Source organism: Ruminococcus sp. CAG:57 (assembly GCF_000435935.1).
GTDB lineage: Bacteria > Bacillota > Clostridia > Oscillospirales > Ruminococcaceae > Hominimerdicola > Hominimerdicola aceti.
In genome coordinates, this window is the sequence record NZ_FR890727.1 from 1 (window position 1) to 13,212 (window position 13,212).

10 protein-coding genes are annotated in these 13,212 nt (G+C 43.0%); 6 read left to right on the top strand and 4 right to left on the bottom strand.

Annotated features, from left to right (window positions below; translation table 11 throughout):
- Window positions 1-418 precede the first annotated feature (418 nt).
- Window positions 419-733: a hypothetical protein gene (locus QVO88_RS06310; RefSeq protein WP_022287658.1), complete on the bottom strand. Its 315-nt coding sequence runs from the start codon at window positions 731-733 to the stop codon at window positions 419-421.
- A gap of 120 nt (window positions 734-853) precedes the next feature.
- Between QVO88_RS06310 and QVO88_RS06315 the strand changes: the two genes are divergently transcribed.
- The 3 genes from QVO88_RS06315 to QVO88_RS06325 all read left to right on the top strand — a co-directional run bounded on the left by QVO88_RS06315 (window position 854) and on the right by QVO88_RS06325 (window position 4,971).
- On the top strand, window positions 854-1,504 hold the full coding sequence (locus QVO88_RS06315; protein WP_288177838.1) for a TetR family transcriptional regulator: 651 nt from the start codon (window positions 854-856) through the stop codon (window positions 1,502-1,504).
- Between the two features lie 153 nt (window positions 1,505-1,657).
- Entirely contained in the window at window positions 1,658-2,359 is a 702-nt protein-coding gene (locus QVO88_RS06320) for an ABC transporter ATP-binding protein (RefSeq protein ID WP_022287660.1), read from the top strand.
- Entirely contained in the window at window positions 2,359-4,971 is a 2,613-nt protein-coding gene (locus QVO88_RS06325; protein WP_022287661.1) for an ABC transporter permease, read from the top strand. Before QVO88_RS06320 ends, QVO88_RS06325 begins: the two co-directional genes overlap by 1 nt.
- A gap of 114 nt (window positions 4,972-5,085) precedes the next feature.
- Here QVO88_RS06325 and QVO88_RS06330 read toward each other — a convergent pair whose 3' ends face one another.
- The gene (locus QVO88_RS06330) at window positions 5,086-6,009 is read right to left on the bottom strand and encodes a hypothetical protein (RefSeq protein ID WP_022287662.1); all 924 of its coding nucleotides are present in this window, start codon (window positions 6,007-6,009) and stop codon (window positions 5,086-5,088) included.
- Window positions 6,010-6,282: 273 nt separating this feature from the next.
- Between QVO88_RS06330 and QVO88_RS06335 the strand changes: the two genes are divergently transcribed.
- A complete protein-coding gene (locus tag QVO88_RS06335) occupies window positions 6,283-7,458 on the top strand; it encodes an iron-containing alcohol dehydrogenase family protein (protein WP_022287663.1) in 1,176 nt (391 codons plus the stop codon).
- 38 nt (window positions 7,459-7,496) lie between these two features.
- Here QVO88_RS06335 and QVO88_RS06340 read toward each other — a convergent pair whose 3' ends face one another.
- Window positions 7,497-8,492 carry an aldo/keto reductase gene (locus QVO88_RS06340; RefSeq protein WP_022287664.1) on the bottom strand — a complete coding sequence of 332 codons (996 nt, stop codon included), beginning with the start codon at window positions 8,490-8,492 and terminating at the stop codon, window positions 7,497-7,499.
- A gap of 170 nt (window positions 8,493-8,662) precedes the next feature.
- On the opposite strand from QVO88_RS06340, the gene QVO88_RS06345 reads away from it, so the two are divergent.
- Together QVO88_RS06345 and QVO88_RS06350 are read left to right on the top strand one after the other, a co-directional pair.
- Window positions 8,663-10,222: a CotH kinase family protein gene (locus QVO88_RS06345; protein WP_022287665.1), complete on the top strand. Its 1,560-nt coding sequence runs from the start codon at window positions 8,663-8,665 to the stop codon at window positions 10,220-10,222.
- A gap of 293 nt (window positions 10,223-10,515) precedes the next feature.
- Window positions 10,516-11,880 (top strand): NCS2 family permease, encoded by a 1,365-nt coding sequence (locus QVO88_RS06350; protein ID WP_022287666.1) that lies wholly within the window; start codon window positions 10,516-10,518, stop codon window positions 11,878-11,880.
- A gap of 119 nt (window positions 11,881-11,999) precedes the next feature.
- On the opposite strand, the gene QVO88_RS06355 is transcribed toward QVO88_RS06350, so the two are convergent.
- A complete protein-coding gene (locus QVO88_RS06355; RefSeq protein ID WP_022287667.1) occupies window positions 12,000-13,055 on the bottom strand; it encodes an SGNH/GDSL hydrolase family protein in 1,056 nt (351 codons plus the stop codon).
- Window positions 13,056-13,212: the final 157 nt, after the last annotated feature.

The window sequence follows — 13,212 nt, forward strand, 5'->3', positions numbered from 1 at the left end:
AATCATTCCTATGGCGGTTCATATTAGACATTATCTAATTGGGGATATTTGTTAGGCTTTGTCAAAATATTATTTTGACAATTACGTCAAGATTCATATCAACCTATTCGACACCGTTTCTTATTTTTGAAGCGGTTGTCGTATCAGTAATCAGTATGCTGTTTATCTGTTTTATTACATACTGGAATATCGGCGTTATTTCAAACAAATGGAGAGCTATGAAGCTTTGAGGGGTTTATAAGCTTCATTGATAAGTGGATAGAGAAAATGACCAGATTGGTGATTGCGTGAAAAATGCAGGATAGTTGTAAATATGTTGAATTATCGATACTACGAAAAAGACCGAGTAAGATGTTCCGGTGGAACATTTTGCTCGGTCCGATTTTTATTTGACTTGAATAGTTATTATGTTGTAATATCAGACCGGAGCCGCATATACTTCGTAGATCTCGGTATAATTAGAGGTAAATATGTGAAGCTGTCCCATATCATAAATGCTTACTCCGTAGTTGCTGAAAGCTTGTGCAATGTCATCGTACGAGTAGAAAGCAACTCCTGACGACACCTCACTTGCACTAATGCAAATATCCCAGCTATATGAGTACTTGTTTTCAAGGACCAGCATAGGAGCACTGTCACCACTGTAAACCATAGCAATTTTATAGCTATCGCTTATATACTTTAACCCGTCTGAAATCGTGAGATCTGACCAGACAGGTATGCCGCTTCCCATTTTATTTTGTAATAGTCACCAATCACATAACACCGTTATGTTTCAATATCATATAATATGCTGAAAATATAGTAAATGTATTGACATATCGAGCATTATATGCTAAGATAACAGTGTTATGTGAAGTGGAAAGCGGGTGCAGTAATGGGTGACGAACTTGAAACAAGGGAAAAGCTGTTGGAAAGTGCAATGGCCGAGTTCTCTGAAAATGGTTATATGAAGGCTTCTCTGAGAAAAATATGCGCTGACGCAGGCGTGACGACCGGTGCGCTGTATTTCTTCTTTAAAAATAAAAATGACTTGTTCAAGGCTATTGTCGATGAGCCGCTGAAAGAGCTTTGCAGGCTTCTTACGGAGCATTATATGCAGGACGCTCAGGATATGGATAGCGATGACCCTGCGGTGCTGTCTGCTGAGTATCACATTGATACTCACACCGACCTTGACAAGCTTGTTGATTATATGTATCTCCACTATGACGTTTTTATGCTGCTGCTCACGGGTGCGCAAGGGTCTGAGTATGAAAATACTGTGGATATGATCGTAGATATGACAGAACAGGGCTTTAGGATATCAGCGGAAAAAGCTGCCGCAAGAATGCCTAACTGCCACGTTGATGAGTATATGCTTCATTGGATAACCCATATAAGTGTTGACGCCTACACTCATTTGCTAACTCACGAGAGAGATGTGGAAAAGGCAAAGCTCCATATGCGCAGAGTAATGGAGTTTCTAATAAAAATATGGTTTACAATGATAGTCGAGGATTAGAAAATTGCCGCCTGCGGGCGGTAACTTTTAGAAATCTACATAACAACGTTATGTGTGAATTTTGTATCTCAAATGTTGATGAAATGTGCAGATATGCACATTTTTATATAAAGTAAAGTTAGCTAAGTCTAACTCATAAATGGAGGAAATGATATGTATTTGGAGATCAAAGATGTGAAGAAAAGCTACGGCAGTGACGCCAGCTATATTCAGGTGCTAAAGGGTATCACCACAAGTCTGGAAAAAGGTCAGATGTGCGTTATTCAGGGTACGAGCGGCTCTGGTAAATCCACGCTCCTTAACTGCATAGGCGGTCTTGACACTATGGACAGTGGCTCTGTTAAGGTCGATGGCAAGGAGATTTTCGGTCTTAAACCTGATAAGCTTGCCGACTACAGAAAGGAAAATCTGGGCTTTATCTTTCAGTTTTATAACCTCGTTCCAAATCTGACAGTTGTGGAAAATATTCAGGTTTGTGAATATCTTTCAGATTCGCCACTGGATATGGAAGAACTTCTTACAACGTTGGGACTTTCTGAACACAGAAACAAGTTTCCGTCACAGCTTTCAGGCGGTCAGCAGCAGAGATGTGCTATAGCAAGGGCACTTATAAAAAATCCAAAGCTACTTTTGTGCGACGAGCCTACAGGCGCTCTTGACTCCAAAACTTCAAGGGATATTCTCATTCTGTTGGAGAAAATAAACGAAAAATATGGCACAACAATGCTTATCGTTACTCACAACAATGCTATAAAAAATATGGTGCATAAGGTAATAATCGTTAAGGACGGACTTATCAAAAAGGATTATCTTAACGAAACACGCATACCTGCCGCAGAGCTGGAGGACTTGTAATGAACAGGGTACTCAGAAAAAGGCTCGGACGTGAGCTTAAAACAAATTTCGCACGTTATCTTGCGCTTGTATTGCTTATCGTAATGGGAATGTACATAATAGTTTCCGTGGTTGCAAGCGCAGACACTATCATCGACGGAACTGCCGAACATGGTAAGCAAAACAAGGTCGAAGACGGACAGTTCGGCGTTTTTATTCCTCTTACAGACGAGCAGGAAAAGGGAATAACAGACAAAGGGATTACTCTTGAACAGCATTTCAGCATTGACGTTACAGCGAAGGACGGCTCAAAGCTCCGTGTTTTCCGTAAAAGAAATGACATTGACCTTATCGAGCTTGACAGCGGAAGACTTGCTGAGAAAAAGGGCGAAGCGGTAGTCGAAAAGCGTTACAGCGAGGAACATTCTCTGTCAGTGGGCGATAAGCTTACAGCAGGCGGTGTTGAGTTTGAGATAGTTGGAATAGGAACTACACCTGACTATGACACACCTTTTGAAAATTTCTCTGACACGGCTGTGTCAAGCAAGGGCTTCGGACTTCTTTTCGTAAGCGACGATCAGTACGACTATTTCAAAAATGACAGTGAACAGAAAGCCGAAGACCTTTGCTATGCTTACAGACTTAACGGCAAGGCAACTGATGATGAGCTTAAGGAAATGATCGAGGATTTTGACTTTGATTATAAAAAAGTCACAGACAAGTATTATCTTGAAACTATCAAGGACGTCTTGAAACAGCGTGACGATATTTCAAATGGTATCGACAAGCTCTATGACGGCTCTCAGACCCTTAAAGACGGTGTGAAAGACCTTTCTGGGGGAGCAGACGCTCTATGTGACGCAATGGGCGGACTTTACGAGGGTGCAAAGGCACTCCCAGAGGGTGCGAACGCTATCACGGCAGGAGTTAAAGCCGCATATGACGGCTCAAAAGATTTGTCAGAGGGTGCAAGATCTGCATACAGCGGTGCAGAGAGTCTTGCAAATGGTATTGACAGCTTCAAAAAGCAGGCTGACGAGTTTCTTGACGAGGTGTTCACCATTGATCTTGACAATCTGACAATGTTCGTGAAAAAGGGCGACAACGTTCGTATAGCCGGTGCGGCAGGTGACGTTGTCATGAACAAATATGCAGGACTTGGTGTGGGTGTTATACTTATGGCACTTCTTACTTATGTTATCTCTGTTTTCGTCATTCATCAGATTCAGCGTGAAAGCAGTGTTATAGGTGCGCTTTATGCACTTGGTGCAAAGAAAAAAGATCTTATCCGACACTACGTAACATTGCCGACTATAGTTGCATTTGTTGGCGGAATAATCGGTGCGGTCATAGGCTTCTCACCTGTGGGAATCGATTATCAGCTTCTCGACAGCTACGCATATTCCTCGCTCCCTGATTTTACCCCTGTTTATCCTTTGTATCTTATCATTTACAGCATTGTAATGCCTCCTGTTGTTTCGTTTATAGTTAATACCCTTGTGATAAACAAGCGGCTTTCTCAGACGGCTCTTTCACTTATCAGAAACGAGCAGAAAACAGGTCACTACAGCAGAGTGAAGATAAAGAGCAGGAATTTTATCCGCAGATTTCAGATACGCCAAATGCTTCGTGAAATGCGCACAGGCATAACAGTGCTTCTCAGTATGCTGTTTTCACTGTTCATTCTTATGCTTGGCGTTGATTGCTACTATCTCTGTGAGAACGTGAGAAAAGACACTATCAATGACACAAAATACGAGTATATGTACACTCTGAAATATCCTGAGGAAAGCGTTCCAGATGGTGGCGAGGCTTGCTTTGTAAAAACGCTTTCAAAGGAACAGCTTGGCTATAACCTTGATGTCACCGTTATGGGTATGGACAGCGACAACAAGTATTATGATGTGAAAACACATAAGGGCAAGAGCTTTATAACAGTGAGTCAGTCAGTTGTGGAGCGTTACGGAGTGGCAAAGGGCGATAAGTTTATCCTGACAGACAATGCGACCTCAATGGATTACGCCTTCACAGTGGAGGATATCTGCGACGAGCGTGGCGGACTTATGGTGTTCATGGATATTGACAGTATGCGTGAGCTTTTCGGTGAGAGCGACACTTACTACAACTGTTTGCTTTCAGACAAGAAACTTGACATTGACGAGGGCAGACTTTACAGCACAACAACAAAATCGGATATCGAGCGTTCAGCGGCAGTTTTCACGGATCTTATGATGTCAATGATAGTAATGCTTATTGCGGTTGCTGTAATAATTTTCTGCTCTGTGATGTTCCTTATGCTGAATGTTACAATAGAAAGGGCTTCCTTTGGAATATCCCTTGTGAAGGTGTTCGGTTATAAGACCAAGGACGTGAAAAAGCTTTACCTAAACGGAAACGCAATTATCATCACTTTGGGCGCACTTATCGAGATACCGCTTTCAAAGATGTTTATGGACAAGGTTTTCCCAGTGTTCATTCCAAACGTAACAAGCGGAATAAACCTTGCATTCCCATGGTATGCTTACGTTATAATTTTCGCAGGAGTAATGGCAACATACTTTATCATCACCTCAATTCTTGTAAGAAAGCTTGGCAAGATAACCCCTGCCGAGGTGCTTAAAAACAGAGAATGATTTCTTGATATACAAAAAACGTACAGAGCGTAATGATGTGACCTCCAAATCGTTAGATTTTTGGTCTAACTTCTTGGGGTCGTATCATAAAGCTTTGTACGTTTTTGATTATGCCTAATTTGTATTATTGTCTATTTTGGTTATGATAACTGCGGCAATGGTAAGGACAATATATCCTGCTGTGACCTCAAATGGAAATTCTATTATTGCAGTTTCGGGGATTATAAAAGGCAAGGTAGATATTGCACAGCATGGAGGAAAATAAAGCTTTGCTTTTCGGCAAAGGACGAATATCACAGCCGAGGATAAAACTGCACCAAATGTCAGGGTAAGCCCAAGCTTTTCAGAGATAAAAAATCTTGCCATAACGCCTGCGAACGCAGCCGCCGCCATGAGAGCAATTGCGGTGTATTTTCTTTTCATAAGCTTTGAGCCTTTGCCGCTAAGCTCAAAAAATGCAACTATAAGCGGCGGAGCGATAAAGAATATCTCGTGAAAATGCGCAGGCAATACACAGATAACAAGCACCGTGATGACTTGTTTTGCTCTTAGTTTGAGAAGCTCTGAGCTTGGTTCGATAGGTCTATATTCATACTTTTCATGCAGACCAAAGTGTTCAAGAACTTTTTGAAAAATAAGTATAAATGCTGTCATGACCGCAACGGAAATGACGTAAACAGGGCTTTTTGTACCCATAAGTATCGGAAGTATGCAGGCGGAAATGGCAGGAACGAAGCTAGTTTTTGACAGTGTTATAACGCTCACTGCTACAAGAAGCCCCAAAGCTATACGAAGTATAAGTATCTCAGGGATAAACCGCACTATGCACACGCCTGCGACGGCGGCAGAAACTATCGCCGCAAAAAGCCGTGTGCGAGAGGTGTTCCACGATTGCACAGGCGCAATTAGAGCACCCATTGCCACTGCCGTTATCTCAGGAAAAATTATTTCCTTTTCCCCGAAGATCTCCGCCGAGCCGACCATTATTGCCACCACAGCAAGGGATATCTCCATAGCTATGTTTTGATTTTTATTCATTGCTTCACCTTGATGTTTTTTCTTTATTATAACATAAAGGGGAGAGGTTTTCAATCGGCAGTATCAAAAATACTCGTCTGACCGTCATGTGCAGCCACGATATAAATTCATGCCGTTTTTTTGCGAGAGTATACCTTTGCCGTTGTGAAGTGCATAACTTTTTCCACCATGATTTGTTACTAATATTATAGCGCATATGTTCTGCTATGTCGAGGCTTGAAAATCGCCTTCAAAGGTGCTATAATGGACAAAAAGCCAAAAGGAGCGTAAAAAATGAGAAATATACCTACAGATATTTACATAGAAAATGGAGCGGTAAAAAATCACGGGGGCGAAATAGCGGAACTTGGCAAAAAAGCCATGATAGTCACAGGCAGACATTCTTCTGCGGTGAATGGTTCTCTTGATGATGTCAAGGCAGTGCTTGAAAGTCAGGGAATTGGATATGTGATATATGATGATATTGAGGAAAACCCGTCTGTGGAAACTGTTTACACAGCGGCAACGGCGGCGGTAAAATACGGCGTGGATATGTTCGTGGCAGTGGGCGGAGGTTCGCCAATGGACGCAAGCAAGGCGATATCAATGCTTGCTAAGAATGGGATAGTTTGCGAAAATGCCGAATTTTCCGAAAGCGAGGGCGTTGTAAAAGCTGAGAAGTGTGAGCTTTCAGAGAACATTGCCAAGGTGGAGGAGCTTTTGTACACTCCTGCGAAACTACCTTTTTATCCTATAGTCTGTGTGCCTACCACCTGCGGAACAGGCTCGGAGGCTACACCTTATTCTATCCTGACGTCCCACATCAAGCAGACCAAGAAATCTATTGCCCACAAAATATTCCCGTCACTTGCATTGGTTGACTACGGCTATCTTAAAACATCCTCATACAGCGGCATGAAAAGCACCTGCGTTGACGCACTTGCTCACATGATAGAGTCACGGCTCAACACCAACGCAAATGCGTTCAGCCGTGCATACGCCGAGGAGGGTATGAGGCTTTGGGCAAGCTGTAAGGGCTGTCTTGAAACTGAGGAGAGATTTGCTCATATGACCGATGATGAGTTCTCAACTTTCATGCAGGCATCAGTGCTTGCAGGCATGGCGATAGCCTACACAGGCACAAGCATACCTCACGGTCTGAGCTATACTTTGACCTATGAAAATGGCGTACCCCACGGCAAGGCAGTAGGCGTTTTTCTGTCAGGCTTTTTGAAAAAATACTGTGACAGCACCGAGGTGGAGTATGTTGTAAAACAGCTTCTTGGCTTTGACGATATCGACGCTTTCCGAGATTATATCAGGACGCTTTTTGGCAAGCTTGATATGTCAGAGGAGCTTTGGAAGAAGGACAGAGACGGAATACTTGCCAACCCTGCCAAGCTTAAAAATTATCCTTTTGAGCTTACGGCAGATATGCTTGACGATTACGTTCGCTATTATAACGCATAAAAAAAGCTGTCAGGGCGGTGGCTCTGACAGCTTCTTTATTACATCTTCGCAAGCTTGTTTATCTCTGCAAGTTCAGCTTCTGTGAAGTCAAGGCGGTCAAGACAGCCTATGTTTTCCGTTATCTGCTCAGGACGGCTTGCACCGATAAGCACAGTAGTAACAGCCTTGTTGTGAAGCACCCATGAAAGTGCCATTTGCGAAAGGGTCTGTCCCCTCGAAGCGGCGATATCATTAAGCTTGTTGAGCTTTTCTATCATTTTGTCGTTAAGCTCATTGCCTATCCATGTTTCGCCTCTGCCTACCCTTGAATCTGACGGTATGCCTTTTAGATATTTGCTTGTGAGAAATCCCTGATACAGTGGCGAGAACACTGCAATGCCAAAGCCTTCAGAAAGTGCAAGGCTGTCAAGCTTATCGTCCTCTATCCAGCGGTTGAGTATGGAATATGAGGGCTGATTGATAATAAAAGGAGTTCTGAGTTCACGGAAAATTTTCAGCATTTCGGCTGTGTCGGCTCTGTTGTAATTTGATATGCCAACATAAAGCGCCTTGCCCTGTCTTACTGCATTGTCAAGTGCAAGGGCAGTCTCTTCAAGAGGCGTTTCGGGATCTCTTACATGGTGATAGAAAATGTCAACATATTCAAGTCCCATTCTTTTTAGAGATTGGTCAAGGCTTGCCGTGAGATATTTTCTCGAGCCGTTTTTGTCACCGTATGGACCTGCCCACATTTCATAGCCTGCCTTGGTGGAAATGCACATCTCGTCACGGAACTCTCTCATGCCACGGTCGAGTATCCTGCCGAAGTTTTCCTCTGCCGAGCCGTTGTAGGGATTGCCATAGTTGTTTGCAAGGTCAAAATGTGTGATACCGCTGTTGAACGCAGTGTGTACCATTCTTTCCATGTTCTCAAAATTGTTTTTCAGGCTGAAATTCTGCCAGAATCCCAGCGATACAGCCGATAGTTTGAGCCCGCTTTTTCCACAGCGGTTGTATATCATTTTGTCATATCTTTTATCGTCAGGTATAAACATTTCAAAAAACCTCCTATATAATCGTATTAGTGCATAAATTATCCCACTTACTTTTATGATTATAGCATATTGTATTATCTATGTCAATGTGCTATAATTGAATAAGTTATATGATAAAAAATATGTGTGTAATGCACAATAAATGGAAAGATAATAATATGAGAAATGATATGAACAGAAGAATTATCGCTGCTGTATGTGCTGTGGTCATGATGGGAGCAATGCTCACAAGCTGTGCTAAAGAAACAGGTGAAAGCTCAAAAGGGGAGAGTAGTTCTGCCGAATCTCAGGCTGTGACAACAACGGCTGAGCCTGTTGTAACTCTTCCTGCCACCACAAAGCAGGTCATAAATCCTGAGCCTGCTACTTATGAAAGCCTGAGTGCTGACAAGGCTGAAAAAGAAAGTTTTAAGAAAAAGATACGATCAGAAAGTAAGATACCTGTTATAAGCGTCACGACTGCCCCTGACGATATGATAGCTTCAAGGGAGAAGTATACTTCCTGCGTGGTGGACGTTTTCAATTGTGATGAAAAATTGGAGATAAACGAAGCCTCAGCAGGCATAAAGGTAAGAGGAAATTCAAGCGCATATTACGGCGATGTTAGTCAGATCCTTGCAAACAAAGTGCCTTATAGGATAAAATTTGATAAAAAGACAAATATGCTTGGGCTTAATAACGGCGCAGAGTGCAAAAGCTGGGTGCTGTTGAAATCAGACTGGGATCTAATAAGAAACGATATCGCATTCCGTTTTGGCAGAACTATCATGGGTGACAGCAATTTCTGCTCAGACGGTCAGCTTGTTCACCTCTATGTGAACGAGGAGTTTCAAGGCGTTTATGAGCTTTGCGAACAGTGTCAGATAAATCCAAACAGAGTGGATATCTCCGAGCCTGAGGAGGGCTGCACCGACTCTGATATAGGCTATTATCTTGAGCTTGACAACTATGCAACAAGCGATGAGGATAACCATTATATAAGCATGGACTATGGAAATGCCACTGTCACCGATATAAACGGCGAAACAAGGCAGTTCGTTCCTGCGGAATATTCTATCAAGAATGACCTCTATTCGCAAAATCAGATAGACTTTATTGACAAGTATCTCAACAATCTGTTCAAGATAGTTTATGAAGCCTGCGAGAACGGCAAATATTACAAATTTGATGAAAATTATGACCTTGTTGACTCTGATGTTACCACCGCTGAGGAAGCCGTTTCTAATGTTATGGATATAGACTCAGTGAGAGATATGTATATTCTTTATGAGATCGTACATGACTATGACTGTGGTGAGGGAAGCTTCTATATGTGCGTCGATTTTTCAAAAGACAGTAAATGTCCTAAGCTGAAATTCACCTCACCTTGGGATTTTAACTGGGCATATAATGACAGCACTGAGAAATATTATGCTGGTGCTTTCACAGACAAGAATTTTGTGGCTAAAAACGGCGATCGTTCAAACCCATGGTTTATCATTCTTTGTAAGCAGGATTGGTTTATGGACGCTGTCAAGGAAAAGTGGACGGAGATGAGCCGGGAGAAGCTTTTACAGGGCTGTATAAAAACAGAGCGTGAATATCTCAAAGAGTATGACGCCGACCTTAGAAAAGGCGAAGAGTGGGGTCCTGACTCTGCGGAGGATCTTTTCAATTGGATCGAAAACCGCATTTATTGGCTCAACAGTCAGTGGAAAATAAAGTCTGACGTTAGTAACAGTGCTTCTTAAATGATAAATTTTATTCAATTAAGGCAATACCGCGCAAAGATTGTGCGTCAGATGCGTAGTCAGATTTTTTGTCAGATTGCACAAAAATTCCGCAGGCATACTGCCGTATGTCAAGGGATTTTTGTGTGATATGACGGAAAATCTGCAAGCAGATGGCGTGCAAAGCCGTCAGGCGGGCTTTGTGCGGTGTTGCCTTAATAAATCAGGCTTGAAAAATGCTGTAAAATCGGTATAATAAGATAGTATCCCCATATTGAAAGGAGGAAATGTCTGCAACGCAGGCATAATAAAATATGACGGAAAAATTATTCAAGCTGAAAGAAAATCACACCGATGTTAAAACTGAGATAATGGCGGGCGTGACGACTTTCATGACCATGGCATATATCCTTGCCATAAACCCGAGCATTCTCGGCAGAACGGGCATGGATCCTACAGCCGTACTTCTTGCCACCTGTATCGCCTCTGTTATTGGAACAGTGTGCATGGGACTTATGGCAAATCTGCCTTTTGTGCTTTCCGCAGGCATGGGACTTAACGCTTACATGGCTTACACTGTTGTGGCAGGCTACGGCTATCCATGGCAGGTTGCACTGCTGGCAGTTTTCGTCGAGGGTATCGTCTTTATCGTGCTTTCCCTCACAAACGTCAGAGAAGCCATTTTCAATGCAATACCTGTGGTGCTGAAAAAAGCGGTGTCCGTTGGCATCGGTCTTTACATTGCCTTTATCGGACTTCAGAATGCTGGACTTTGCGTTGACAGTTCAGCCACTCTTGTTACCATAACAGGCTTCCGCAAGAATTTCACAACTTCGGGCATATGTGCGCTTCTCACTATCGTGGGACTTTTCATCACTATTATCCTATATATCAAAAAAGTCCGTGGCTCTATTCTTATGGGTATAGTGGCAACATGGGTAATAGGCATGATATGTCAACTTGTAGGGCTGTATGTTCCTGACGCTGAAAGCGGCTATAATTCGCTTTTTCCTACAATGTCGCTTACGGATTTTTCAAAGCTTGGCGAAACATTTGGTCAGTGCTTTAAGGTGGATATGCACAGCATTGGTATCTTCAATTTTATAGTCGTGGTATTCTCCTTCCTGTTCGTTGACCTTTTCGACACTTTAGGCACTCTTATCGGCGTATGTTCAAAGGCAGATATGCTTGATGAAAAGGGCAGACTTCCGCAGATAAAGCCTGCGCTTCTTGCTGACGCCGTTGCCACAACAGCAGGCGCAGTTCTTGGTACTTCCACCACCACAACATTCGTTGAGTCCTCAGCAGGCGTTGCCGCAGGAGGCAGAACAGGTCTTACCTCTGTCACAGCCGCAGTGCTGTTTGCACTGTCAATGTTCTTTGCACCTATCTTCACGGCTATACCATCCTTTGCAACAGCTCCGGCACTTATAGTAGTAGGCTTTTTGATGTTCAGCTCTATCACTGACATCAAGTTTGATGACGGCAATTATACAAAGGCTATCCCTGCGTATCTTTGCATTCTTTCAATGCCTCTTTTCTACAGCATTTCAGAGGGCATCTCTCTTGGAATAATCTCATATGTTGTTATAAATCTTCTTTGCGGAAAGCGCAAGGATATCACACCGCTTATGTATGTGCTTGCAGTGCTTTTCGTGCTGAAATATGTGTTCTTATAAGGAAAGCTTTCAAAGAACAGTTCTGAAACTTGCCATGCTTTCCTGTTCATTCTGCTACAGAATGAGAATTGGCGTAAAATGACAAAAAAAGCGGCAGCCGTTACCGACTGCCGCTTTTGTTATATGCTTTTTATTATCTCTCTGAGTTTTTCCGTAAGCACTGCCGCTGCCTTTTTGTGGGTCTTTTCAGTAGGGTGCCAGTTTGCCGCAAAGCCGTCATTTGCACCGTCCTGCTCATGGAACATCATTGAGCTTATCTTGCTGTCAGCGTGGCTTTCAAGATATATCTTTATTCCCTCCTCAACAGCAGGGAATATCCTCTCGCCCATTATTCCAACAGTGCAGAGAATGTAAGCCTGCGGATTTTTCTCACGAACGACCGCAAGAAAATCAGCATAAAGCTTTGAGAAAACAGCCTGCCTGTCCTTGTAGTCACGGCAGTAGCTGTCGTCGTTTGTGCCAAGGTTTATAACGATTATCTGCGGAATATATTTGCTGAAATCCCAAGGGATATCCTGCGGAGCAGTGCCTGCAAAATTGCCCCTTGAAAAGCCGTAGCTGCAATAGAACTGTGGAATTGTCTGTTCACTGATAGGCTCGTCACCTTCTGTGTAGCCTGATACTATGCCATAGCCGCTGGCTGAAAACATACTGTATTCAGCATCAAGTGCCTTGGCGGTCTTGTAGGCGTAGGCTTTTGTAACGTCCTCTGTGGCGGTGGTGAACTGGTGGTTTTCGTCCTCATCATCAACACCATAGCCGCAGGTTATAGAGTCGCCGATAAATTCTATTTTAAGCGGTTTTTCAGGCAAAGCCTCAGCACTGCCCTCGGCGAAAGCCTCAACGCCAACTGCTGACATTGGAGATTCCGAAAGTTTTATTATCTCCACAACTGACTGAGCGTTTTCCGTGCGGTCTATTACCGTGACTTCTTTTTCTGCACAGTCGATCATCTCGTCAACTACTCTCTTGCCGTCAACATAAACGGCTATCCTTGCATAGTCGATAGGGTTTTCGCCCACTGCGATATTGTCGCCTTTGAGCTTCAAAACAAGCTTTGTGCCGTCAAATGTGAATGACGCACCGCTTCCTGAAAGACCGAGCCACATTACCTCGTCTTTGAAATATACTCTGCCTGTGAGCTTTGCATTTTTGTCAAGCTGTAATCTATCCATACTTTTTCCTCTTTTTCATCTATGATCTTCTTTAGCTGACGCAAAAAGGCTGCGTGTCAGCTCCGTAACAATAAGAGTATAACACACAGCCATATTATTGTCAACTTATGCAAGGGAATTTACGTCACCCTCACGCTTTTGCTTAACAAGCAGAGCA

Coding starts and splice junctions, on each gene's coding strand:
- QVO88_RS06335 (WP_022287663.1), top strand. CDS start 6,283: ATGAGAAATATACCTACAGATATTTACATAGAAAATGGAGCGGTAAAA.
- QVO88_RS06355 (WP_022287667.1), bottom strand. CDS start 13,055: ATGGATAGATTACAGCTTGACAAAAATGCAAAGCTCACAGGCAGAGTA.
- QVO88_RS06350 (WP_022287666.1), top strand. CDS start 10,516: ATGACGGAAAAATTATTCAAGCTGAAAGAAAATCACACCGATGTTAAA.
- QVO88_RS06340 (WP_022287664.1), bottom strand. CDS start 8,492: ATGTTTATACCTGACGATAAAAGATATGACAAAATGATATACAACCGC.
- QVO88_RS06325 (WP_022287661.1), top strand. CDS start 2,359: ATGAACAGGGTACTCAGAAAAAGGCTCGGACGTGAGCTTAAAACAAAT.
- QVO88_RS06310 (WP_022287658.1), bottom strand. CDS start 733: ATGGGAAGCGGCATACCTGTCTGGTCAGATCTCACGATTTCAGACGGG.
- QVO88_RS06345 (WP_022287665.1), top strand. CDS start 8,663: ATGAACAGAAGAATTATCGCTGCTGTATGTGCTGTGGTCATGATGGGA.
- QVO88_RS06320 (WP_022287660.1), top strand. CDS start 1,658: ATGTATTTGGAGATCAAAGATGTGAAGAAAAGCTACGGCAGTGACGCC.
- QVO88_RS06330 (WP_022287662.1), bottom strand. CDS start 6,009: ATGAATAAAAATCAAAACATAGCTATGGAGATATCCCTTGCTGTGGTG.